At 73.0% G+C, this 22,137-nt stretch carries 22 protein-coding genes; 14 read left to right on the top strand and 8 right to left on the bottom strand.

Annotated features, from left to right (window positions below):
* Positions 1–11: 11 nt before the first annotated feature.
* Entirely contained in the window at positions 12–446 is a 435-nt protein-coding gene (locus tag TR50_RS12285) for a DUF2000 domain-containing protein (RefSeq protein ID WP_042419301.1), read from the bottom strand.
* 49 nt (positions 447–495) lie between these two features.
* Here TR50_RS12285 and TR50_RS12280 point away from each other — a divergent pair, with 49 nt between their 5' ends.
* Complete coding sequence (locus TR50_RS12280) at positions 496–1,281, top strand: helix-turn-helix transcriptional regulator (protein WP_042419299.1); 786 nt, start codon at positions 496–498, stop codon at positions 1,279–1,281.
* Here TR50_RS12280 and TR50_RS12275 read toward each other — a convergent pair.
* From TR50_RS12275 to TR50_RS12265, 3 genes are all read right to left on the bottom strand, one after another.
* Positions 1,275–2,720, bottom strand: a complete 1,446-nt coding sequence (locus TR50_RS12275; RefSeq protein ID WP_084700169.1) for an MFS transporter — start codon at positions 2,718–2,720, stop codon at positions 1,275–1,277. The genes TR50_RS12280 and TR50_RS12275 overlap by 7 nt on opposite strands.
* Before the next feature lie 84 nt (positions 2,721–2,804).
* Entirely contained in the window at positions 2,805–3,617 is an 813-nt protein-coding gene (locus tag TR50_RS12270) for a glucose 1-dehydrogenase (RefSeq protein ID WP_042419297.1), read from the bottom strand.
* A 20-nt stretch (positions 3,618–3,637) separates the two neighbouring features.
* Positions 3,638–4,279: a TetR/AcrR family transcriptional regulator gene (locus TR50_RS12265; protein WP_042419294.1), complete on the bottom strand. Its 642-nt coding sequence runs from the start codon at positions 4,277–4,279 to the stop codon at positions 3,638–3,640.
* Positions 4,280–4,480: 201 nt separating this feature from the next.
* Between TR50_RS12265 and TR50_RS12260 the strand changes: the two genes are divergently transcribed.
* Positions 4,481–5,299: a helix-turn-helix transcriptional regulator gene (locus TR50_RS12260; RefSeq protein ID WP_042419479.1), complete on the top strand. Its 819-nt coding sequence runs from the start codon at positions 4,481–4,483 to the stop codon at positions 5,297–5,299.
* Positions 5,300–5,435: 136 nt separating this feature from the next.
* Positions 5,436–6,635: a M20 metallopeptidase family protein gene (locus tag TR50_RS12255; RefSeq protein WP_042419289.1), complete on the top strand. Its 1,200-nt coding sequence runs from the start codon at positions 5,436–5,438 to the stop codon at positions 6,633–6,635.
* Between the two features lie 767 nt (positions 6,636–7,402).
* Here the strand turns inward: TR50_RS12255 and TR50_RS12250 are convergent.
* Positions 7,403–8,272, bottom strand: a complete 870-nt coding sequence (locus tag TR50_RS12250; RefSeq protein WP_042419286.1) for an LLM class flavin-dependent oxidoreductase — start codon at positions 8,270–8,272, stop codon at positions 7,403–7,405.
* A 138-nt stretch (positions 8,273–8,410) separates the two neighbouring features.
* Between TR50_RS12250 and TR50_RS12245 the strand changes: the two genes are divergently transcribed.
* The 4 genes from TR50_RS12245 to era all read left to right on the top strand — a co-directional run bounded on the left by TR50_RS12245 (position 8,411) and on the right by era (position 10,721).
* Complete coding sequence (locus TR50_RS12245) at positions 8,411–8,767, top strand: cytidine deaminase-like protein (RefSeq protein ID WP_042419284.1); 357 nt, start codon at positions 8,411–8,413, stop codon at positions 8,765–8,767.
* 123 nt (positions 8,768–8,890) lie between these two features.
* Positions 8,891–9,052 (top strand): hypothetical protein, encoded by a 162-nt coding sequence (locus TR50_RS46670; RefSeq protein ID WP_160311108.1) that lies wholly within the window; start codon positions 8,891–8,893, stop codon positions 9,050–9,052.
* A gap of 77 nt (positions 9,053–9,129) precedes the next feature.
* Complete coding sequence (locus TR50_RS12240; protein WP_201776818.1) at positions 9,130–9,759, top strand: Uma2 family endonuclease; 630 nt, start codon at positions 9,130–9,132, stop codon at positions 9,757–9,759.
* Positions 9,760–9,794: 35 nt separating this feature from the next.
* Positions 9,795–10,721 carry a GTPase Era gene (era, locus tag TR50_RS12235; protein ID WP_042419278.1) on the top strand — a complete coding sequence of 309 codons (927 nt, stop codon included), beginning with the start codon at positions 9,795–9,797 and terminating at the stop codon, positions 10,719–10,721.
* A 13-nt stretch (positions 10,722–10,734) separates the two neighbouring features.
* On the opposite strand, the gene TR50_RS12230 is transcribed toward era, so the two are convergent.
* Positions 10,735–11,745: a LacI family DNA-binding transcriptional regulator gene (locus tag TR50_RS12230; protein ID WP_042419477.1), complete on the bottom strand. Its 1,011-nt coding sequence runs from the start codon at positions 11,743–11,745 to the stop codon at positions 10,735–10,737.
* A 213-nt stretch (positions 11,746–11,958) separates the two neighbouring features.
* Between TR50_RS12230 and TR50_RS12225 the strand changes: the two genes are divergently transcribed.
* The 3 genes from TR50_RS12225 to TR50_RS12215 all read left to right on the top strand — a co-directional run bounded on the left by TR50_RS12225 (position 11,959) and on the right by TR50_RS12215 (position 16,601).
* A complete protein-coding gene (locus TR50_RS12225) occupies positions 11,959–13,281 on the top strand; it encodes an MFS transporter (protein WP_042419277.1) in 1,323 nt (440 codons plus the stop codon).
* Positions 13,282–13,342: 61 nt separating this feature from the next.
* Complete coding sequence (locus TR50_RS12220; protein WP_042419274.1) at positions 13,343–14,041, top strand: alpha/beta fold hydrolase; 699 nt, start codon at positions 13,343–13,345, stop codon at positions 14,039–14,041.
* A 52-nt stretch (positions 14,042–14,093) separates the two neighbouring features.
* Complete coding sequence (locus TR50_RS12215; protein WP_042419271.1) at positions 14,094–16,601, top strand: beta-glucosidase; 2,508 nt, start codon at positions 14,094–14,096, stop codon at positions 16,599–16,601.
* An 84-nt stretch (positions 16,602–16,685) separates the two neighbouring features.
* Here the strand turns inward: TR50_RS12215 and TR50_RS12210 are convergent, their stop codons facing one another.
* A complete protein-coding gene (locus tag TR50_RS12210; RefSeq protein ID WP_439654214.1) occupies positions 16,686–16,949 on the bottom strand; it encodes a protealysin inhibitor emfourin in 264 nt (87 codons plus the stop codon).
* A gap of 346 nt (positions 16,950–17,295) precedes the next feature.
* Between TR50_RS12210 and leuA the strand changes: the two genes are divergently transcribed.
* From leuA to TR50_RS12190, 4 genes are all read left to right on the top strand, one after another.
* Positions 17,296–19,068, top strand: a complete 1,773-nt coding sequence (gene leuA, locus TR50_RS12205) for a 2-isopropylmalate synthase (RefSeq protein ID WP_042419265.1) — start codon at positions 17,296–17,298, stop codon at positions 19,066–19,068.
* 260 nt (positions 19,069–19,328) lie between these two features.
* Positions 19,329–19,991: a hypothetical protein gene (locus TR50_RS12200; protein WP_063775056.1), complete on the top strand. Its 663-nt coding sequence runs from the start codon at positions 19,329–19,331 to the stop codon at positions 19,989–19,991.
* A 55-nt stretch (positions 19,992–20,046) separates the two neighbouring features.
* Positions 20,047–20,793 carry a DNA repair protein RecO gene (gene recO, locus TR50_RS12195; RefSeq protein WP_042419259.1) on the top strand — a complete coding sequence of 249 codons (747 nt, stop codon included), beginning with the start codon at positions 20,047–20,049 and terminating at the stop codon, positions 20,791–20,793.
* Between the two features lie 46 nt (positions 20,794–20,839).
* Positions 20,840–21,679, top strand: coding sequence for an isoprenyl transferase (locus tag TR50_RS12190; RefSeq protein ID WP_042419475.1), 840 nt, complete (start codon positions 20,840–20,842; stop codon positions 21,677–21,679).
* Between the two features lie 4 nt (positions 21,680–21,683).
* Here TR50_RS12190 and TR50_RS12185 read toward each other — a convergent pair whose 3' ends face one another.
* Complete coding sequence (locus tag TR50_RS12185) at positions 21,684–22,115, bottom strand: Fur family transcriptional regulator (RefSeq protein WP_042419257.1); 432 nt, start codon at positions 22,113–22,115, stop codon at positions 21,684–21,686.
* Positions 22,116–22,137: the final 22 nt, after the last annotated feature.

Below are 22,137 nucleotides of genomic sequence, written 5' to 3'. Positions count from 1 at the left end.
ACGGGGCCGTCTCAGGGGTGCATCCGCGCGCCCTTGAGCACCTTGTCGACGACGTTGCGCGGCCCGTACACGGCCAGACCCACCAGGTCGAGGTCGTCCCGGCGCACGGCGCGGACCGCCGCGCGGTTGTCGGTGTCGTTGCCGGTGACGAACAGGTCGGAGGTGAACACCGCCCGCGGCAGCGCGCGGGCGAGGGCGCGGCCGTGCGCGGCGGTGAGCGTCTCCTTCGACGCCTCGAAGACCAGCACGGGTTGGCGGAACATCCGCAGGTAGGCGGTGCCGTCGGCGTCGGCGTAGGGCTCCCCGATCACCTCGGGCAGGTCCGTGCCGAGGCCGCTGACCAGGAACGCGGTCACGTTCAGACGCTGCCAGGTCGGCAGGTCCTCGCGGAGCAGCACGGCGATCTTGGTGTCGAAGCGGACGGGCGTGTTCTCTTGCTCGCTCATGGGTTGAGACTGCCGCCCGTGCGCCGCTCCGGTCTTGTACGTTCTTTGCATGGCCGCACGCGAGGAGGTCTCCGCGTGGCGCCCACAGGTCCCGGGCGTCACCGAGGTCTTCCACGCGCACTTCACCGAGCACGCCTACCCGATGCACGTCCACGACGTCTGGACGCTGCTGATCGTCGACACCGGCGCGGTCCGCTACGACCTGGGCCGCCACGCCTGCGGCACCCTGCACGAGACCGTCTCCCTGCTGCCGCCGCACGTCCCCCACAACGGCTCCCCGGCCACGCCGGAGGGCTTCCGCAAGCGGGTGCTGTACCTGGACACCTCGGTGCTGGACCCGGCCCTGATCGGCTCGGCGGCGGACACCCCCGACTTCACCGATCCCCTGCTGCGTCGCCGGGTCGGCCAACTGCACGGGGTGCTCGCGCACCCGGGCGACGAGTTCGAGGCGGAGAGCCGGCTCGCCTTCGTCGGCGAGCGCCTGCGGGAGCATCTGCGGGCGCGGTTCGAGCCCACACCCGAGCGGCGGGACGTGGCCGGCCGCTTCCGGGACCTTCTGGACGCGCGTGACCTCCAGGGCGTCACCCTGAAGGAGGCGGCGCAGATCCTGCACGCCCACCCGGCCCACCTCGTCCGCGCGTTCAGCACGGCGTACGGGCTGGCCCCACACCAGTACCTGACGGCCCGCCGGGTGGAGCGCGCCCGCGCGCTGCTGCTGGACGGCCTGCCGCCCGCCGAGGCGGCCACCTCGGCGGGCTTCTACGACCAGGCGCACCTGGGACGGCATTTCAAGCGGATCGTCGGCGTCCCGCCGGGGCGGTTCCGCGGTCAGTGACGGCGTCGGGCGGCCGTGCCGAGCCCGAGCGCCACGGTGACGGCCAGCGCCGCCACCGCGACGGCGTCCGCCGCCAGGCCGAGCCGCACGCCGCTCAGCACGTCGCCGCGGGTGGAGGCCAGCGCGGCCAGCAGCGGGATGCCGACGGTGATGCCGACCTGCTGGGTCGTGGTGGTCAGGCCCGTCGCCTGGCCCTGCTCGTCGTTCGGCAGGCCCGAGGTCGCGGTGACGTTGTAGGAGACCATCGCCGCCATGTGGCCGATCCCGGCCAGGGAGATGACCACCAGGAAGATCCACGTCCCGGCGGCGCCCGCGCCGACGGCGAGGAGGCCGAAGGTCAGCACTGCCTGGAGCAGCAGCCCGCCCGCGAGGACCTTCGCCGACCCCACCCGGGCGACCCAGCGCGGAGCGAGGGCGCCGGTGACCGCGCAGCTGACGCCGAGCGCGCCGAAGACCAGCCCGGTCAGGATCGGGGAGAGGTGGTTGACCTGCTGGAGGTAGAGCGTGCCGAGGAAGACGGCCGCCGTCATCGTGGCGATGGTGGTGAGCCCGCCGAGGTTGCCGAAGGCGACGGTGGGCCGGCGCAGGATGCGCAGCGAGACCAGCGGCTCGGCCGTGCGGGCCTCGATCGCGACGAACGCGGTCAGCAGGACCGCGGCCGCGACCAGCGTGACGAGGACCGACAGGTCCCCGAAGCCGCGCTGCGCGGCGGTGGAGAGGGCGTAGATCAACGACAGCAGGCCGCCGGTGACGGTGATCGCGCCGGGGATGTCCATCCGGGGACGGACCTCGTTGCGGGACTCCGGCAGCAGCCGCGGCGCGGCGAGCAGCACGGCCGCGCCCATCACCACGTTGAGGGCCATCGTCGAACGCCAGGTCAGCAGTTGGGTCAGCACGCCGCCGAGGACCATGCCGCAGGTGAAGCCGACGGCCATCAGGCTGCCCATGATGCCGAGCGCCCGGTCGCGCTGCGGGCCCTCCCGGAAGGTCGTGGTCAGCAGCGCCATCCCGGCCGGGACGATCGCCGCCGCCCCGAGCCCCTGCAGCGCGCGCCCGGCGAGGAAGCTCGCCGGCGACCACGCCAGCGTGGCCAGCACGGACGCGGTGGTGAACAACGTCAACCCGCCGAGGAACACCCGCTTGCGCCCCACCGCGTCGGCCACCCGCCCGAACAGCAGCAGGAACCCTCCGGACGGCAGCGCGAACGCGGTCATGCCCCACTGCAGGTTCGCCTGCGACAGATGCAGCGAGGCGCCGAGCGACGGCAGCGCGATGTTGAGGATGGAGAAGTCCAGGGCCACCGCGAACTGGGCGGCACAGAGCACGAAGAGGACCAGCCTGGCCCGTAGCGAGAGCCCCTCGCCACGCCCGGGGTCGTGGTCGGCGGGCAGTGGGGCGCTGGTGGTGGAGCGGGAGTCCGCTGTGGTGTCGATCGCCATGACCATCATGGTTCTGCGGATCAACACGCCCTGGAGAGAGGGCGCTTATCCTGTTGGTGCCACCACCAGGCAGGCTGCGGACGTCTACTGGCCCATGACGTACTTGACTGTCGGGCCCGTCGTCCAGCCGCCGTCGACGGCGAGTTCGGCGCCGGTGATGTAGGAGGCGGCGTCGGAGAGCAGGAAGACCGTGGCGGCGGCTGTCTCCGCCGGCTCGCCCACGCGGCCCATCGGGGTGTTGGGGTAGTTGCCCTCGCCCTGCCGGATGCCGGTGGCGGCGGTCATCGGGGTGTAGGTCATGCCCGGGTGGACGGAGTTGACGCGGATGCGCTCTGTGCCGAGCTCCACCGCGCCGATCTTGCTGAGGCCCCGGACGCCCCACTTCGACGCGCCGTACCCCGCCGTCAGCGCCAGGCCCATGAGGCCGGCCGCCGAGGAGATGTTGACGATCGAGCCCCCGCCGGCCGCGCGCAGGGCCGGAATCGCGGTCTTCATGCCGATGAAGACGCCGGTGAGGTTGACGTCGACGACGCGGCGGAAGTGCTCGACGGACTCGTCGGCGAGGAGGCTGCCGGTGGCGATGCCCGCGTTGTTCACCAGACCGTGCAGGCCGCCGAAGGTCCGCTGCGCGAAGGCGACGACGTCGGCCCAGTCCTGCTCGGAGGTGACGTCGTGGTGGAGGTAGCGGGCGCGGTCGCCGAGCGCCGCGGCGGTGGCCGCGCCGTCCTCGTCGAGGACGTCGGTGAGGACGACGTTCGCTCCGGCGGCGACGGCCTGACGGGCCGTCTCCGCGCCGAGGCCGCGGGCCGCGCCGGTGACGAGGACCGTCTTGCCGGTGAGGTCGGCCCCCGCGGTCGTGGCGGCGCTCGATTCGGTCGTGGCGGTCGTGTCGGTCATGGGGTGCTGCTCCTCAGGGGTCAGGACGAGGGGGTGGGGGCGGTGAGCATCGCCGTGGAGATCGCCGCCAGGTCGGCCAGGAAGGCCGCGTTGGTGGTCAGGGTCGGCTCCCCGGCGGTGAGTTGGCGGGCCCGCTCGGCCAGAGCGGTGCCGATCAGGCTGAGCACGAGATCGATCCGCTCCAGGCGGACGGGCTCGGGCAGGGCGTGCGGAGGGTCGGTCAGCGGCCGCTCCAGCGCGCTGATGAGCCGCCAGTAGCCCGTGCCGGCCAGGCCGGGGTGCGGCTGCCGGGAGCGGACGCCGCTGTCGTGGCTGAGCTGCGCGGAGATCCGCAGGCAGTGGCGGCCGCGCTCGGTCCGCAGCTCGCTGCTCTCGGCCGTGATCAGCGCGTCCAGCAGCTCGGGCAGCGACGCCTGCTCGACGCGGACGCCCAGCGCGGCGAGCGCCGCCTCGACTCGCTGCTGCCGCTCGGCCATCAGCGCCTCCAGCAGCCCCTCGCGGGAGCCGAAGTGGTACTGCACGGCCGAGGGGTTGGCCTGACCGGCACGGGTGACGATCTCACGCAGCTGTGCGCCGTGGACGCCGGAGGTGGCGAACAACTCCTCCGCGACGCGGAGGAGGCGGTCGCGGGTGCTGATGCCGGAGGCAGGGGTGCGAGCCATGCCCCCACTCTAATGCTGCGCATTATTAAGGCGACATAAGCGCAGCGGAGGGCGGCAGCCCGTCGGCGCCAGGCCAGGAATTCAGAGGACCGCCGACGGCGCTTGGCTAACCTGGAGGCACACCATCAGCCAGGGGGGACTGTGGACGTTCGCACCAACACCGCCGAGGTCCGGCGCCGCGCCGACCTGCGGGAGTTCCTGATGGGTCGGCGCGCCCGGGTCAGCCCGGCCGAGGCGGGGCTGCCGGACGGCGGGGCGCGGCGGCGGACGCCGGGACTGCGTCGGGAGGAGGTGGCCGTGCTCGCGGGAGTGGGCGTCAGCTGGTACCAGTGGCTGGAGCAGGGGCGGGACATCACCGTCTCCGGCCAGGTACTGGACTCCGTCGCCCGGGTGCTGAAGCTGGACGAGCCCGAGCGCCGCCACCTCTACGTGCTGGCCGGACTCAACCCGCCGCTCCTCGCGGTCCCGCAGGAGCAGGCCCCGGTCAGCGACTCGATCCAGCGGCTCATCGACTCCTGGCTGCCGCTCCCCGCCAACGTCATCGACCGCTACTGGAACAACGTCGCCTACAACGCCACGGCCACGGCGGTCTTCGACTTCGACGAGCGCTGCCTCAACTGCCTCTTCTCCTTCTTCGGCAACCCCATCTACCGTGGCCGCAACGGCGGCTGGGAGAAGGACGCGGCCCTGGTCGTGGCCGAGTACCGGGCCGCCGCCGCGGAGTTCCCCGGCGACGAGGGCTTCGCGGCGATCGTGGACGAGCTGAGCGCGGCGGACGAGCTCTTCGCCGAGCTGTGGGCGCGCGGCGACGTCAGACCGCCCGGCACCCGCTCGAAGCAGGTCGAGCACCCCCTCCTCGGCGAGCTGCGCTTCGAGAGCACGCAACTGCGCATCCCGGACCGGCCCGACCTCACCGTCGTCCTCCACAACGCCGTCCCCGGGACGGACACCCTGAGCAAGCTGGAGTGGCTCGCCTCCCCGGAGGGCCGCCGCTCCACCCTCCGCCCCGTCGCCGGCTGATCCGTGCCGGCTGATCCGTGTCGGCTGATCCGTGCGCGAGACCGCGCGCTGCGGCTGATCCGTGCAGGCCGTCGGGCCTCGGGCCGGACGGGACGACCATGGGCGCGCCCTGAACGTCCCACCGGAGGAGACGCCGATGACCCCCACCCTCGCCGAGTCCGCCGCGTTGTTGCTGCCGGAGTTGGTGGCTTTGCGGCGGTCGGTGCACGAGGAGCCGGAGATCGGCCTGGATCTGCCGTTGACGCAGGCGAAGGTGTTGGCGGCGTTGGAGGGGCTGGGGCTTGAGGTCTCGGTGGGGGAGAAGCTGAGCAGTGTGACGGCGGTGCTGCGGGGTGGTCGTCCGGGTCCTGCGGTGCTGTTGCGCGGTGATATGGACGCGTTGCCGGTGCAGGAGACGTCGGGGTTGGCGTTCGCGTCGCGGGTGGCGGGGGCGATGCACGCCTGTGGGCATGATCTGCATGTGGCGGGGTTGGTGGGTGCGGCTCGGTTGCTGGTGGAGCGTCGGGAGGAGCTGGCGGGTTCGGTCGTCTTCATGTTCCAGCCGGGCGAGGAGGGCTGCGGCGGCGCGAAGATCATGATCGACGAGGGCCTGCTGGAGGCGGCCGGTACCGAGGTCGTCGCCGCCTACGGCATCCACGTCACCAGCGGCCTGCTCCCGGGCGGCGTCGTCTCCGGCCGCCCCGGCGCGGCGATGGCCGCGGCCGACACCCTCCACGTCACCATGCGCGGCCGCGGCGGCCACGGCTCCGCCCCGCACGCCGCCCTCGATCCCGTCCCGGCGCTGTGCGAGGCGGTCATCGCCTTGCAGACGATGGTCACCCGGCGCTTCGACGCTTTCGACCCCGTCGTGGTGACGGTGGGTCACATCCACGGCGGAACGATCAACAACGTCATCCCCGACGACGCCGCCTTCGAGGCCACCATCCGCACCTTCTCGGCGGAGGCCCGCGACCGCGCCGAGGAGGAGACCCTGCGGATCGTGCGGGGCGTGGCGGCCGCCCACGGCCTGGAGGTCGAGGCCCGCTACGAGCGCCTCTACCCGGTGACCCGCAACGACGAGACGGAGGCCGCGTTCGCGGCCCGCACGGTCCGCGAACTCCTCGGCGAGGAGCGCTTCCGCCCCATGCCCCAGCCCCTCGCGGGCGCGGAGGACTTCTCCTACGTCTGCGAGCGCGTCCCCTCGGCCTACTTCTTCCTCGGCGCGTGCCCGCCCGACCGCGACCCCGCGACGGCCCCGTACAACCACAGCCCGGAGGCGTTCTTCGACGACTCCGTCCTGGCAGACGGCGCGGCGCTGCTCGCCGCACTGGCGATGGGCCGCCTCGCCCGCGCCTGAGCCCCCGCGCCGCGGTCGGGGGCGGGGAGCGCGCTGGCCCGCGGCGCGGGCGGGCACGACCCGCGGCCCCCGTCCGGGACGCCGAGTCGCCCGCGCGCACTGCGCAGCCGCGGATCGGCGGCGCGGACCTGATCGTGTGGCCGCGACTCGCCCAGCCCCGCCCGACGGTCCCGCCGCCCGCAGGCGGGGCGAGGCGGCCCGCAGGGAGATGCCCTCGGGCCTCCGGCCTCCGGTAGGGAGGTGCGGGGCTCCGCCGCCGTGCGGGGAGGCCGTCAGCGGGTCCGCCGACTCCGGCTCGCCCCGGCCGCGACGCGCCCGGCCCTCGGGTGACCCCGGCCGCCCGCAAGCAGGGTCCCACCCGCACGGCCACGGGCCCTGGCCTCCGGCACAGGACTGCCCGGGACGGGGCGAGGGTCGCGCCGTGGGGGACGTGTCCGCGCCCGGGGCTGGTCGTGGAGCGCAGCCTCTTGGTCGCGTGGCCCCGACTGGCTCAGCGCTGTCCCGTGGTCCCCGCCGCTCGCAGGCGGTGACCCCGTCCCCGGCACCGGGACGTGCCTGGGGCAGGGGTGCGGGCCGCCGTAAGGGACGTGTCCGCGCCTGGGGGTCGGCATCCGAGCGCGCCGCCGCAGGCTTGGTCGTGTGGCGGCGACTCGCGCAGCCCTGCCCGGTCGTCCCCGCCGCCGCATGGGGGTCCCACCCCCGGCACGAGAGGAACCCGGGGCGGGGGCGAGTCCCCTTGGAATCGGGGAGCCGTCCGCCCGCGGGGGTCAGCCGCGGAGCGCTGTCAGGACCTCGCGGAGCTGGCCCAGCGGTTCGGGGCCGCAGACGCGGGCCACGACCGTCTGCGCGCCCGCGGCCCCCAGCGCGCGGAGCGCGTCCGCCGCCTCCTGCGCCGTGCCGCCGGCCGCGAACGTCTCCGAGGTGTCGCGACCGAGCCACTCCGCGTGCCCGGCGACAGCCTCCCGCAGGGCGGGCGCCGCGGCGTCTCCGACACCCAGGAACGTGAACACCGTCAGCGTGTGGTCCGCGCCCGCGCCGCCCCGCTGCGCCGCCGCGCGGGCGGTGTGGAGGTCCTGCGGGCCGTGGCCCTCGGCCACGAGCGTCCCCTGGGCGGCGCGGCCCGCCAGCTCCAGCGACCTGGGCGAGACGACACCCGCGATCACCTGCGGCACCGCGTCCTTCGCGGGCGGGTGGACCAACTCCACACCGTCGATGCGCAGTTCCCGCCCGTCGACGGTGACCCGCTCGCCGCGCAGCAGGCCGCGCACCGCGCCCAGGGTCTCCTCCAGCAGCGCCAGCGGCGACCGAGGGGCGACGCCGACCTGCCGCATCCACTCCCGCACGCCGTGGCCGACGCCGGCCACCAGACGGCCGGGGAAGACCCGCGCCAGTGTCGCGATCTCCATCGCCAGCAGCGCGGGGCTGCGCAGCGGCGCGGGGGCGATCCCGAGGCCGACCCGCAGCCGCTCGGTCGCGCCCAGCGCGACCGCCGCGGCCGAGATCCCGCCGTTCCAGCCCAGATCTTCGACCACCCACAGGTCGTCCACCCCCAGCGCCTCCACCTCCCGCGCGAACGCGGGCAACCCGGCCGGGTCCCAGGAACGGTCGTACATCACACCGATACGAAGAGCCGTCATGAGCGGCCAAGCTAGCGCCTGCGCCGAGGTCCGGCCGACCCCTTTCCCTCCCGGGGCAGGGTCCCGCCTCGGAACCCGTCGCGACCACACGCTGAACACGACCGATCATGACGAGGCGACAGACCTTATCCTCGTGGCATGAGCGAGCAGTCCGTCGAGCTTGACGCCGAAGACAAGAAGATCATCACCCTGGCCCGGTCGGCCCGCGCCCGCAACGGCGTCGCCGAGGGCGCCGCGGTGCGCGACGAGACCGGGCGTACGTACGTCGCGGCGACCGTCTCCCTCCCGTCCCTGCACCTCAGCGCCCTGCAGACCGCCGTCGCCATGGCCGTGGCCAGCGGCGCGAAGAGCCTGGAGGCAGCCGCTGTCGTGAGCGACGCCAACCACCTCGCCGAGCCCGACCTTGCCGCCGCCCGCGACCTCGGCGGCGCCGCTACGCCGGTCTACCTGGCCGGCACGGACGCGGTCGTGCGGGACACCGTCGTCGTGAACTGAGGGTCGTCGTGAACTGAGAACTGAGGCGTTCCTCGAGCCTTTCTCTCTTGCCAACGCCCCGAGGCCGACTATGGTCGGGGCGTCGGTGTTCGCGCGGTGTCGGGCGGCGGTGGGGGAGCAGACGTGATGAAGGGCGTCGCGTTCATCTGTGGCGTGCTGTTCGTGCTGATGGGCATGGGGCACTGGCAGCAGGACAACAACCCGGGCTGGCTCGCCGCCTCGATCATCGTCGCCCTTTTCACCGTGATCGGTGGCGTCGGAGCGCTGTTCAAGCGCGGCAAGTGAGCCTGCGCTCGCTCGTTCGGGTGAGTTAGCCCCGAACCCCTCTGGGTACGCTGGACGGCACGACGAGGACCTGCGGCATGGGAGCAGCGATGACCGTCGCGCCGACGAACCCGCCCGCGAGCGGGGACGACTCCGCCTGCGCGGAGACCGCGTGGCCCTTCCCGCCCGAGGGCGGTTGGACGGCGGAGCACCTCGACCAACTCCCGGACCTCCCCCGCCACACGGAGTTGCTCGACGGGAGCCTCGTCTTCATGTGTCCGCAGCGCGGTTTCCACATGCGCGTCATCCGGCTGCTGGAGTTCCGCCTGATGGCCACCTGCCCGGGCCATCTCACCGTCATCCGGGAGATGACCGTCACGCTCGGCAAACGGGATCGGCCGGAGCCCGACCTGATGGTCATCTCCGCGGAGGCGTTCGACGACGAGCTGACCAGCTACCAGCCCGAGGACGTGCACCTGGCGGTCGAGGTCGTCTCCCCCGAGTCCGACGTGCGCGACCGCGAGGTGAAACCGCGCAAGTACGCGGCCGCCGGAATCCGCTACTTCTGGCGGGTCGAGCGCGAGGGCGCCGATCCGGTCGTGCACACCTTCGAGCTCGACGACGCCATCGGCGCCTACGCCCCGACCGGTATCCACCGCGGCAAGCTGGAGACCGAGCTGCCCTACCCGATCGAGGTCGACCTCACCGACCGGCGGCTCCACCGCTGACGTCGCGCCCTCCCCGCGTAGGGGAGAATGGCCATATGAGTTCTACCCAGCAGCACCGATCGGGTTTCGCCTGCTTCGTCGGGCGGCCCAACGCCGGCAAGTCCACGCTCACCAACGCGCTCGTCGGCACCAAGGTTGCGATCACCTCCGACCGCCCGCAGACCACCCGGCACACCGTGCGCGGCATCGTGCACCGCCCCGACGCGCAGCTCGTGCTCGTCGACACGCCCGGCCTCCACAAGCCCCGCACGCTGCTCGGCGAGCGCCTCAACGACGTCGTGCGGGCCACCTGGGCCGAGGTCGACGTCATCGGCTTCTGCCTCCCCGCCGACCAGAAGATCGGCCCCGGCGACAAGTTCATCGCCAAGGAGATCGCCGGGATCAAGCGCACCCCCAAGGTCGCCATCGTCACCAAGACGGACCTGGTCGACTCCAAGCGCCTCGCCGAGCAGCTGCTCGACGTCGCCAGGATGGGCGCCGAGCTCGGCATCGAGTGGGCGGAGATCGTTCCGGTCTCGGCGAAGGACGGTCACCAGGTCGAGCTGCTGGTGGACCTCCTCGTCCCGCTGCTGCCGGAGGGCCCCACCCTCTACCCGCACGGGGACCTGACCGACGAGCCCGAGCAGGTCATGGTCGCGGAGCTGATCCGCGAGGCCGCGCTCGAGGGCGTCCGCGACGAGCTGCCGCACTCCCTCGCGGTCGTGGTCGAGGAGATGATCCCCCGCGAGGGCCGCCCCGCGGACCGTCCCCTCCTGGACATCCACGCGAACGTCTACATCGAGCGCCAGAGCCAGAAGGCCATCGTCATCGGCACCCGCGGCGCCCGCCTCAAGGCGGTCGGCACCGCCGCGCGCACGCAGATCGAGGCGCTGCTCGGCACGCCGGTCTTCCTGGACCTGCACGTGAAGGTGGCCAAGGACTGGCAGCGCGACCCGAAGCAGCTGCGCAAGCTGGGCTTCTGACGGCCCTCCGGGCTCAGCTGCTCTCCCGCACCGCGATCCGCGCGCTGCCCAGCGCGTGGGTCTCCGGCGGGGTGTCCGGCTCGTGGATCAGGCGGTCGATCAGGTCCGCCAGCGCGAGCCCCTTGGGCAGCGAGACGTGGACCGACGTCAGCCTGGGCCGCAGCACGCGCGCCAGCATGAGGTCGTCCGCGCCGACGAGGGCCGCGTCCGCCGGGACGGTGATGCCCGCGTCCTGGAACGCCGCCTGGATCAGGGCCGCGTACTCGTCGTTGTAGCAGAACAGCGCCGTCAGACCGAGTGAGGGCCAGCGCCCGGCCAGGGCCGCCGCCGACTCCTCGGTGTAGTCCAGGTCCAGCGGCTCGACGCGGGCCCCCGCGGGGCCCGCTGCCTCCCGCAGCCCTGCGAGCCTGGGCTCGCTGAAGCGGCGCAGGGTGGCGTCCGTCGGCATGACGACGCCGATGGCGCGGTGGCCCCGCGCCACCAGGTGCTCGCCTGCCGTCGCGCCGACGCCGCCCTGGTCGAGGATCAGCGAGTGCGCGCCCGGGACCGGGCGCTCGGTGAGCGCGAGGACCGCGCGGGTGCCCGCGCGCTTGAGGATCTCCACGCCCTCGGGCGTCAGATCGTCGGTGACGCCGGTGATGACGGCCGTCGGCCGCAGCTCCGCCCAGGCGCGGGCGATCTCGCGGGCGGAGAGGTCGGCGCGGGTGCCGTAGAGGACGGCGGTGTAGCCGTGGTCGCGCAGGCCCGCGCGCAGATCGGTGAAGAACTCGTTGAAGAGCCGTCCGAGGGTGACCTCCGGCGCGGCCATCAGCACCAGCCCGGTGTGGCCGGCGCGCAGCGAGCGCGCGGCGGCATGCGGGACGTAGCCCAGCTGGTCGGCGGCGGCGCGCACGCGCAGCCGGGTCTTCTCGCTGACCCGGCCGCCCGCGGTGTCGTTCAGCACGTAGGAGACGGTGGCCCGGGAGACGCCCGCGAGGCGGGCGACGTCCGCGCTGGTGGGCGCGGATGATGACGTTTCGCTCATGGCGTTCCACATCTTTGCAGACTCGTCGGGCCCAGGGGCTGGTCTCTTACCGAAACCAATGCTAGACATGTGCTTACACGAGTCATGTGACACGTGTAAGCAAGCGCCTCACAAGGAGCGGCGCGGGGTTGCGAGACCCCAGCCGCGGCGGACTCCCTCAACCGGCCGCGGCACCCCCACCCACAGCTCCGAGTCAGGAACCAGGAGGGCACCGTGGCCCTTTCCGAACCGACCCCCACGACCCCCACCCCCGTCCACGCACCGGCCCAGCACGCCGAGGCCGGGGCCGGGGCCGGGGCCGGGGCCGGGGCCGACGCCGGCGCCGACGCCGGCGCCGACGCGAGACCCTCCAGAGCCGGAGGGCTGCTGCCGCTGCTCTTCACCGGCAACACGGCGATGTACGCGCTCTACGTCGGCGTCGGCGGCATCCTGCTGCCGCTCCAGATCGAGAAGATCGCCCCGCACGACAAGGTCGCCATGCTCGGTCTGGTCGCGGGCGTGAGCGCGGTCTTCGCCACCGTCTTCAACCCCGTCGCGGGCGCGCTCTCGGACCGGTCCGGGCGGCGCAACCCGTGGATCCTCGGCGGCGGTCTGCTCGCCGTGCCCGCGATGCTGCTGCTCGGCGCGGTGAACTCGATCCTGCTGGTCGCCCTCGCCTGGTGCCTCGGCCAGGCCGTGATGAACGTCTACCAGGCGGCGATCACCTCGGTGATCCCGGACCGTGTGCCCGTCGCACGCCGTGGCGCGGCCTCGGCCGCCGTCGGGCTCGGCGTGCCGGTCGGCTCCATCCTCGGCGTCCTGGTCGCGAACGGGTTCTCCGGCCACTTCACCACCGGCTACCTCGTGCTCGGGCTGCTCGTCGCCGTCGCGGCCGTGCTGTTCACCGCGCTCGGCAAGGAGACGCCGCGCCCGCCCAAGGCCCCGGCCACCCTCGGCGAGCAGGTCCGCGCCTTCGCGGACAGCCTGCGGGCCCACGACTTCCGCTGGGCGTTCATCGGCCGGGCGCTGCTCGTCCTCGGGTACTTCGCCGTCAGCGGCTACCAGCTCTACGTCCTGCAGGACCACATCCGCCTGCCGCACGGCATGAGCGCGACGGCGGCCGCGGCCGTGCTGACGCCGGTCAACAGCGTCGCCATGGTCGTCTCGATCGCGGTCTGCGGCCCGCTCTCGGACCGGCTCGACGCGCGCAAGCTCTTCGTCGGCATCTCGGCCGCGGCCTCGGGGCTGGCTGTGCTGATCCCCATCAGCAGCCCCACCTTCGTCGGGATGGTCGTCTTCTCCGTCGTCAACGGCCTCGCCTTCGGGTGCTTCTTCGCCGTCGACAACGCGCTGGTCACCCTCGTCCTGCCGAAGGCCGAGGACGCCGCCCGCGACATGGGCGTGCTGAACGTCGCCAACGCAGGTCCGCAGATCGTGGCGCCCTTCGTCGCCTCGATGCTCGTCGGCCTCGGCGGCTACGACCTGCTCTTCGCCGCCGGCGGCGTCCTGGCCGTGCTCGGCGCCCTGGCCATCCGACCCATCCGCTCCGTCCGCTGAACCGATCCCCGAAAACCTCGGGATCCTCGAATCCTCGATCCTCGAAAGGCAGTTGCACCGCATGAAGCTCAACACCCGTGAGTGGGGTTCCGGCGACCGCCTCGCCCTGCTCGTCCACGGCGTCATGTCCGACTCCCGCACCTGGCGACTGGTCGCCCCGGCGCTGGCGGACCGCGGCTACCGCGTCATCGCGGTCGACCTGCGCGGCCACGGCGCGTCCGAGCGCGGCGCGTACAGCCCCGAGCTGTTCGCGCAGGACCTCGTCGACACCCTGCCCGCCGGCGCCGACCTCGCGATCGGGCACTCCCTCGGCGGTCTCACCCTCTCCCTGGCCGTCGACCGGCTGCGGCCGAAGCGCGCGGTCTACTCCGACCCGGGCTGGAACATCCCCGCCGCGGGTGACGCCTTCGACCCGGCCATGTTCGTGCAGTTCGCCGAGCACGCCACACGCGAGTCCGTCGCCGCGATGAACCCGCGCTGGGCGCCGGAGGACGTCGAGGTCGAGCTGGAGACCCTGGCCGTGTGGGACCGAGCCACCATCGGCATGCTCGGCGAGGCGGGCGGCCACTCGATGATGCCCGCCGCGCCGGTCGTCCCCTCCCTCGTCCAGGTCGCGGACCCGAGCTTCCTGCTCTCCGCCGCGGACCAGGAGACGCTGCGCGAGCGCGGATTCGAGGTCCGCGTGGTGAAGGGCGCGGGGCACACCGTCCACCGCGACGACTTCGACGGGTTCATGGCCTCGCTCGACGGCTGGATCTGACGGACAGTTGAACAAGGCGGCAACCGGGGGAGTGAGAGAGGATGTACGAGAGATGACACCCGATCAGCAGCGTGAGGCGACCGTCGAGGCGGCGCTCGGCAAGCTGGACCTGACCGCCAAGGTCGCCCTGCTCGCGGGCGCGGACATGTGGTCGCTGCCCGCCAACGAGGACATCGGCCTGGGCCGGCTGGTGATGTCCGACGGGCCGGCCGGTGTGCGCGGCGAGAACTGGACGCCGGACGACCCGTCGGTGTCGGTGCCCTCGCCGACCGCGCTGGCGGCTGCCTGGAGCCCGGAACTGGCCCACCGCACGGGACAGTTGCTGGCGCAGGAGGCCCGTCGCAAGGGCGCGCACGTGGTGTTGGCGCCGACGGTCAACCTGCACCGCAGCCCACGCGGCGGGCGGCACTTCGAGGCGTACTCGGAGGACCCGCTGCTCACCGGCGAGCTGGGCGCGGCCTTCGTGTCCGGCGTCCAGTCCGGCGGCGTGGCCACGACGCCCAAGCACTTCGTCGCCAACGACTCCGAGACCGACCGTTTCACCGTCGACGTCCGCGTCGACGACCGGACCCTGCGCGAGCTCTACCTGGCGCCGTTCGAGGCGATCGTGCGCAAGGCCACGCCGTGGGGCCTGATGTCCGCCTACAACAAGGTCGGCGGCACGTTCATGACCGAGCACCAGGAGCTGAACAACGACGTCCTGCGGGGAGAGTGGGGCTTCGACGGGATGCTCGTCTCCGACTGGACCGGCGCGCGCGACACCGTCCGCGACGCGCTCGCGGGCCTGGACGTGGCGATGCCGGGCCCGGCCACCGTCTACGGCGAGCACCTGGTCCGCGCGGTGCGCGAGGGCCTGGTGCCCGAGGAGACGGTGGACGAGCTGGCCCGCCGGGTGCTGCGGCTCGCCGCCCGCGTCGGCCTGCTGGAGGGCGCCCCCGCCGCCGTCCCGTCGTCCGAGCTGCCCGCGCCGATCGACGGCGAGGCGTTGGCCCGGGAGGTCGCCGCGGCGGGCATGGTGCTGCTGGCCAACGACGGCGTGCTGCCGCTCCCCGACTCCGTCGGCTCGGTCGCGGTGATCGGTCAGGCCGCGCAGGAGGCACGGATCGGGGGCGGCGGGTCCGCGCAGGTCTTCCCGACGCACGTGGTCAGCCCGCTGGAGGGCCTGCGGTCCGCACTGCCGCAGGGCACCGCCGTGGCCTACGCCGTCGGCGCGGACCCGAACGTCCACCTGCGCCCGCTCGCCGCCCGCACCGAGGCGCGGTTCCTCGGCCGTGACGGCGCGGAGCTCGGCACGGCCTCGCTGCCCGACGGAGCGGCGCGCTGGATCGGCCGGCTTCCGCACGGGCTCTCCTTCGCCGATCTCGCGTCGGTCGAGCTCGGAGCCACGCTGGAGCCGGGCCGGGCGGGCACGCACCGGCTCGGCATCCGGGGCGTCGGCCGCTTCGTCCTGGAGGCGGACGGCGCGGTGGTCTTCGACGACGCGGTGCTGCCGGAGGGCGAGGACCCGGCGGCCGCGTTCCTCAACCCGCCGGAGCGCGTCTTCGAGCTGGAGGTCGCCGAGGGGGCCGCGCCCGTGTCGCTGAGGCTGCGGCACGTGCTGCCCGAGAGCGGCGGCTTCGCGGGGTTCGGCCTGGTCTCCTTCACCCTCGGCCACGGCGAGCCCGTCGGCACCGCCGACGAGATGCTGGAGGAGGCCGTCTCGACGGCGGCCGCCGCCGATGTCGCGGTGGTCGTCGTGGGCACCACGGAGGAGGTCGAGAGCGAGGGCGTCGACCGCGCCTCGCTGGCCCTGCCGGGCCGTCAGGACGAGCTCGTGGCCCGCATCGCGGCGGCCAACCCGCGCACGGTGGTCGTGGTCAACGCGGGCGCGCCGGTGCTGATGCCGTGGCGGGAGCAGGTCGCGGCGGTGCTGCTCGCCTGGTTCCCCGGGCAGGAGGCGGGCGCGGCGCTGGCCGACGTCCTCACCGGCGTCCGCGAGCCGGGCGGCCGTCTGCCCACCACCTGGCCCGCCGCGGAGGCCGACGCCCCGGTGTGGGACGTCGAGCCGGTCGACGGGCGGCTGGACTACGCGGAGGGACTCTTCGTCGGTTACCGCGCCTGGCAGCGCCGGGACGGCGTCGCCCCGGCCTACTGGTTCGGCCACGGCCTCGGCTACACCGCGTGGACCTACGAGGGCCTCGACGTGCGGCTGCTGCCCGCGCAGGCGGACGGCGGGGGCGACGACCCGTACGCCGCGGTCGCGGAGGCGGTGGTCCGGCTGCGCAACACCGGCGCACGGGCCGGACGCGAGGTCGTCCAGCTCTACTTGTCCCCGGAGGGCTCGGACGGACCGACCGGCTCGGACGCGTCTCGGCCGCGCACCGCGCTCGCCGGTTTCGCGGCCGTGACGGCGGAGCCGGGGGAGGCGGCGGAGGCACGCATCCCGGTGCCGCTGCGCGCCTTCCAGACCTGGACGGACGGCGCCTGGACCGACCGCCCGGGCTCCTATCGGATCCAGGTCGGCCACAGCGTGGCCGACCTGCCCCTGACCGTCACCGCGGAGGTGCCTCTCCGCGGCTGACGCAGCACACCGTCCCCGCGTTCCCGGTCGTGCCTGGCCTCGGAACGCGGGGCCGGTGGCTCCGCGGTCCCGCCTCCGCGCGGGTCAGCCGCCGTGCAGCACCAGTGATATCAACGACCGCTGCGAGGACGTGAGTTGCGGGTCTGCGCAGTAGCCGGTCGGGCGGCCGTCCACGGTGATGGCGTAGGCGAAGTGCGGGGCGTGCGGCAGGCCGAGGGAGGGGTTGCGACCGCAGGCGCCGAGGGCCTCGCGCACCAGGGCGTGGATGTGGGGAGCGTCCGGGCGACCCTCGGTGTCCAGCAGGGCCCAGTGCTCCGTCGTGGCGGACCCGCCGGTGCGGGTGACCATGATGCGCATAGTAATCAGTGTGCTCCGAGGAGCGACGAAAGAGGAGTGCTTTCGGGCCTTGACTCTTGACCGCGACCAGTCCAGCCGGAGGGTCAGAGGTCCAGACCTCTCGTCTCATCAGGCGGACTACCGGCGGGTTTCGCTTAGCTCTGCGTCGCGGCTGGGTTACTCTGGCAGACATCATGCGTAGCGGTCTGCTTCTTCTTAGCTGCCGCGGCGAGGGCCCGAGTTGATCGAGGCCGACTCCCTCGCCGCGGGGGTGGGTGCTGCGCGTTAGTTGATCACTGGTGATCCCGCAGCCGTCGGCCGCCTCTCGGAGCGACGAGCATCAGGAGACTCACCCACCATGAGCCAGCAGCCCTTCAACGAGCGTCCCACCCCGATCACCGCGGCGAGCGTCCGCCAGCAGCCGTCCGGGATGCCGTTCCAGCGCTACGTACCCTTCGGCACCGTCGACCTGCCGGACCGCACCTGGCCGAGCCAGGTCATCACCAAGGCCCCCCGCTGGCTGTCGACCGACCTGCGCGACGGCAACCAGGCCCTGATCGACCCGATGTCCCCGGCCCGCAAGCGCGCCATGTTCGACCTGCTGGTCAGGCTGGGCTACAAGGAGATCGAGGTCGGCTTCCCCGCCTCCGGCGCCACCGACTTCGACTTCGTCCGCTCGATCATCGAGGACGGCGCGATCCCCGAGGACGTGACCATCTCCGTCCTGACCCAGGCCCGCGAGGAGCTGATCGAGCGCACGGTCGAGTCGCTGCGCGGCGCCCCGCGCGCGACCGTCCACCTGTACAACGCGACCTCGCCGCTGTTCCGCCGGGTCGTCTTCCACGCCTCCAAGGACGAGATCAAGCAGATCGCCGTCGACGGCACCCGCCTGGTCATGGAGTACGCCGAGAAGATCCTGGGCGACGACACGGTCTTCGGCTACCAGTACTCGCCGGAGATCTTCATCGACACCGAGCTGGACTTCGCCCTGGAGGTCTGCGAGGGCGTCATGGACGTCTGGCAGCCCGGCGAGGGCCGCGAGATCATCCTGAACCTGCCGACCACGGTCGAGCGCTCCACGCCGAACGTCTACGCCGACAAGATCGAGTGGATGTCGCGCAACCTGTCGCGCCGCGAGTTCGTCGCCCTGTCCACCCACCCCCACAACGACCGCGGGACGGGCGTCGCCTCCGCCGAGCTGGCCGTGATGGCCGGCGCCGACCGCGTCGAGGGCTGCCTGTTCGGTCAGGGCGAGCGGACCGGCAACCTGGACCTGGTCAACGTCGCGCTGAACCTGTTCTCGCAGGGCGTCGACCCCATGGTCGACCTGTCCGAGATCGACGAGATCCGGCGTACCTGGGAGTACTGCAACCAGATGACGCTGGCCGAGCGCCACCCCTACGTCGGCGACCTGGTCTACACGTCCTTCTCCGGCTCCCACCAGGACGCGATCAAGAAGGGCTTCGACGCCCTGGAGGCCGACGCGGCCGCGGCGGGCGTCCCCGTCGGCGAGCAGACCTGGGGCGTCCCCTACCTGCCGATCGACCCGAAGGACGTGGGCCGCTCGTACGAGGCGGTCATCCGCGTCAACAGCCAGTCCGGCAAGGGCGGCGTCTCCTACGTCCTGAAGAACGAGCACAACCTGGACCTGCCGCGCCGGATGCAGATCGAGTTCTCGAAGATCATCCAGGCCAAGACGGACGCGGAGGGCGGCGAGGTCACCCCGGCGCAGATCTGGGCCGTCTTCGAGGACGAGTACCTGCCCACCCCCGACGCGCCCTGGGGCCGCATCCAGCTGCGCTCCCACCAGGCGTCCTCGGCGGCGGACGGCACCGAGACCATCACGGTCGACGCGGTCGTCGACGGCGCGGACTTCACCCTGGAGGGCACCGGCAACGGCCCGGCCGACGCGTTCGTCCGCGCGCTGAGCCAGATCGGCGTCGGCGTCGACGTGCGCGTCCTGGACTACGCCGAGCACACCCTGAGCCAGGGCTCGGGCGCCCAGGCCGCGGCGTACTGGGAGTGCGCGGTCGACGGCAAGGTCGTGTGGGGCGTCGGCATCGACACCTCGATCGTCCGCGCGTCGATCAAGGCCATCGTCTCCGCCGTCAACCGGGCACAGCGACAGTAACCATCGAGGGGCGCGAGGCTCTGCCGATGTGCGGCTCCGCCGCGTGGGCGCGAGCAACCACTGTGCGGACAGCCCTGCTCGTTCGGGGACCCACCACACAGGGTGGCTTGTCGCGCAGTTCCCCGCGCCCCTGGGGCTACGCCCCTTAAACGGCGTTCGCGGTGCTGACAGGGCGTCATCCGCATGGCAGCATCAATGGTCAGTCGGGACGGCGACGGGGCGGTCTCGGCCGACGCAGGCAGGAGCCCAACGTGGCGCACGTGGTCGCTGTCTCAGCCCGGTGGCACACCGAGCTGCTCGGGGAGTTCTACTGCCTCGCCTGCGGCGGCGACCGCAACTACCGCAGACAGCGCGGCCGCAACTGGCTACGGGTCGCGGGGATCCCCCTGCTGCCGCTACGCCGCACCGCGGCGACGCTGCAGTGCACGTCCTGCCGGCACCGCTACGGGCTGGACGCGCTCGCCCACCCCACCTCCGGCCAGCTCCTGGCCATGCTGCGCAACGCGCAGCACGCCGTCGCGCTCGCCGTCCTCGCCGCCTCGGGCGGCCCCGGCGCCGCGCCCGCGGTGAAGGAGAGCGCGATCGGGGTGCTGCGCGACGCCGGCTACGCGGACCTCGACGAGCCCGGCCTGCTGGCCGACCTCGCCGCCTCGAGCGAGGACGAGGACCCGCTGGGGGACGTCTGCGGGTGCGGCAGCGCCCTCGTCGTCGAGCTGCACACCGCGATCGAGCCGCTCGTGCCGCACCTGCTCGCGCCGGGGCTCACCCGTCTGCTGACCCAGGGCGCGCTGGTCGCGCTCGCGGACGGACCCTACCGGGCCGCCGAGCGCTCGGTGCTGCGGGCGATCGGGCAGTGCCTCGGCTTCAACCGGGAGGAGACCGACGCCGCGCTCGCGGTCGCGGCGCGGACCCTGCGTCCCTGAGCCGTGTTCGCGAGCCTGGTCCCGAGCACTGGGGCCGACGCGTCAGAATGGACCTATGAGTCTGATCCGGGACGACGGGGTGGTGCTGCGCACCCAGAAGCTGGGCGAGGCGGACCGGATCATCACCATCCTGACCCGGCAGCACGGCCGCGTCCGCGCCGTGGCGCGCGGGGTGCGCAAGACGAAGTCGAAGTTCGGCGCCCGGCTCGAGCCGTGCTCGCACGTGGACGTGCAGTTCTTCTGCCGCGGGGACGAGATCGTCGGGCGTCATCTCGCGCTGTGCACCCAGGTCGAGACGATCTCCCCGTACGGGGGCCGGATAGCGGTCGACTACGACCGCTGGACCGCCGCCTCGGCGATGCTGGAGACCGCGGAGCGCTTCACCGAGAACGAGGGCGAGCCGGCCGTCCAGCAGTACCTGCTGCTCGTCGGCGCGCTGCGCACCCTCGCGAGCGGCGAGCACGAGCCGCACCTGGTCCTCGACGCGTTCCTGCTGCGCTCCCTCGCGGTCAACGGCTACGCCCCGTCCTTCGCGGCCTGCGCCGCCTGCGGGCTGCCGGGGCCGAACCGGTTCTTCTCCGTGCAGACCGGCGGATCCCTGTGCGGCGACTGCCGGGTGCCGGGGAGTGTCGTACCCTCCCCTGAGACACTGGAGCTGCTGGGCGCGCTGCTGTCCGGCGACTGGGAGACCGCGGACGCCTGCGAGCCGCGGCACCGCCGCGAAGGCAGCGGGCTGGTCGCCGCCTACGTCCAGTGGCACCTGGAACGCGGGCTGCGTTCGCTCCGGTACGTGGCCCACTGAGGCACTAGGCAATAGTCGTAGCAGAGAAGAAGTAGGGCACATGGCTGTGGCACGGCGCGGACTCTTCGGCGGCAAGCGGACCCGGGAGTACCTCCCGCCTCCCCCGCACCCGAGCGGCGCGCAGCCGCCCAAGATCCCGGGCGAGCTGGTCCCCGAGCACGTCGCCATCGTCATGGACGGCAACGGCCGCTGGGCCAAGGAGCGCGGCCTGCCGCGCACGGAGGGGCACAAGGTCGGCGAGGCCGTGGTGCTCGACGTGCTCAAGGGCTGCCTGGAGCTGGGCGTGAAGAACCTCTCGCTCTACGCCTTCTCCACCGAGAACTGGAAGCGCTCGCCCGACGAGGTCCGCTTCCTGATGAACTTCAACCGCGACGTGATCCACCGCCGCCGCGACGAGATGAACGACATGGGCATCCGGATCCGCTGGGCGGGCCGCATGCCCAAGCTGTGGAAGTCCGTCGTCCAGGAGCTCCAGGTCGCCGAGGAGATGACCCGCGACAACGACGCCATGACGCTCTACATGTGCGTCAACTACGGCGGTCGCGCGGAGATCGCCGACGCCGCGGCGGCGCTGGCCAAGGACGTCGCCGAGGGCCGGCTGGACCCGGGCAAGGTCAACGAGAAGACCTTCGCGAAGTACATGTACCACCGCGACATGCCGGACGTGGACCTGTTCATCCGCCCGAGCGGCGAGCAGCGCACGTCCAACTTCCTGATCTGGCAGTCCGCCTATGCCGAGATGGTGTTCCAGGACGTGCTCTGGCCGGACTTCGACCGGCGCGACCTGTGGCGGGCCTGCGAGGAGTTCGCCATGCGCGACCGCCGCTACGGCGGGGCGCTGCCGAACGAGGTCCCGTCACAGCCGGGCCCCGTTCAGACCTCCTGAGCGTTCAGACCTCCTGAGCGGCGTTCGCGCCCCGCGCGGCGCAGTCCGCGCAGGTGCCGAAGATCTCCAGGGTGTGGGCGACGTCGACGTAGCCGTGCTCGCGCGCGACGCCCTCGGCCCAGCGCTCCACGGCCGGACCCTCGACCTCGACGGTCCGGCCGCAGGAGCGGCAGACCAGGTGATGGTGGTGGCCGCTGCTGCAGCGGCGGTAGACCGCCTCGCCGTCGTCGGTGCGCAGCACGTCGATCTCGCCGGCGTCGGCGAGCGACTGGAGCGTGCGGTAGACGGTGGTCAGGCCGACCGAGTCGCCCCGGTGCTTGAGCAGGTCGTGCAGTTCCTGCGCGCTGCGGAAGTCGTCGATCTCCGCGAGCAGGGAGGCGACGGCGGTGCGCTGACGGGTCGACCTTGCGGGGGACGACGGGTTCGCGGGGGTCACCGGCTCTCCTGCGGATAGTTGT

Origin of the sequence: Streptacidiphilus anmyonensis, from assembly GCF_000787855.1 — a bacterium.
In the GTDB taxonomy this organism is placed as follows: Bacteria; Actinomycetota; Actinomycetes; order Streptomycetales; family Streptomycetaceae; genus Streptacidiphilus; species Streptacidiphilus anmyonensis.
Note: the sequence above shows the minus strand (reverse complement) of the source record. Positions and strands in the feature narration are given on the sequence as shown.

Coding starts and splice junctions, on each gene's coding strand:
- TR50_RS12255 (WP_042419289.1), top strand. CDS start 5,436: ATGACCCCCACCCTCGCCGAGTCCGCCGCGTTGTTGCTGCCGGAGTTG.
- era (WP_042419278.1), top strand. CDS start 9,795: ATGAGTTCTACCCAGCAGCACCGATCGGGTTTCGCCTGCTTCGTCGGG.
- TR50_RS12230 (WP_042419477.1), bottom strand. CDS start 11,745: ATGAGCGAAACGTCATCATCCGCGCCCACCAGCGCGGACGTCGCCCGC.
- TR50_RS12260 (WP_042419479.1), top strand. CDS start 4,481: ATGGGTCGGCGCGCCCGGGTCAGCCCGGCCGAGGCGGGGCTGCCGGAC.
- TR50_RS12270 (WP_042419297.1), bottom strand. CDS start 3,617: ATGACCGACACGACCGCCACGACCGAATCGAGCGCCGCCACGACCGCG.
- recO (WP_042419259.1), top strand. CDS start 20,047: ATGAGTCTGATCCGGGACGACGGGGTGGTGCTGCGCACCCAGAAGCTG.
- TR50_RS12210 (WP_439654214.1), bottom strand. CDS start 16,949: ATGGTCACCCGCACCGGCGGGTCCGCCACGACGGAGCACTGGGCCCTG.
- TR50_RS12245 (WP_042419284.1), top strand. CDS start 8,411: ATGAGCGAGCAGTCCGTCGAGCTTGACGCCGAAGACAAGAAGATCATC.
- TR50_RS12220 (WP_042419274.1), top strand. CDS start 13,343: ATGAAGCTCAACACCCGTGAGTGGGGTTCCGGCGACCGCCTCGCCCTG.
- TR50_RS12265 (WP_042419294.1), bottom strand. CDS start 4,279: ATGGCTCGCACCCCTGCCTCCGGCATCAGCACCCGCGACCGCCTCCTC.
- TR50_RS12215 (WP_042419271.1), top strand. CDS start 14,094: ATGACACCCGATCAGCAGCGTGAGGCGACCGTCGAGGCGGCGCTCGGC.
- TR50_RS12240 (WP_201776818.1), top strand. CDS start 9,130: ATGGGAGCAGCGATGACCGTCGCGCCGACGAACCCGCCCGCGAGCGGG.
- leuA (WP_042419265.1), top strand. CDS start 17,296: ATGAGCCAGCAGCCCTTCAACGAGCGTCCCACCCCGATCACCGCGGCG.
- TR50_RS12275 (WP_084700169.1), bottom strand. CDS start 2,720: ATGGCGATCGACACCACAGCGGACTCCCGCTCCACCACCAGCGCCCCA.
- TR50_RS12250 (WP_042419286.1), bottom strand. CDS start 8,272: ATGACGGCTCTTCGTATCGGTGTGATGTACGACCGTTCCTGGGACCCG.
- TR50_RS12285 (WP_042419301.1), bottom strand. CDS start 446: ATGAGCGAGCAAGAGAACACGCCCGTCCGCTTCGACACCAAGATCGCC.
- TR50_RS12280 (WP_042419299.1), top strand. CDS start 496: ATGGCCGCACGCGAGGAGGTCTCCGCGTGGCGCCCACAGGTCCCGGGC.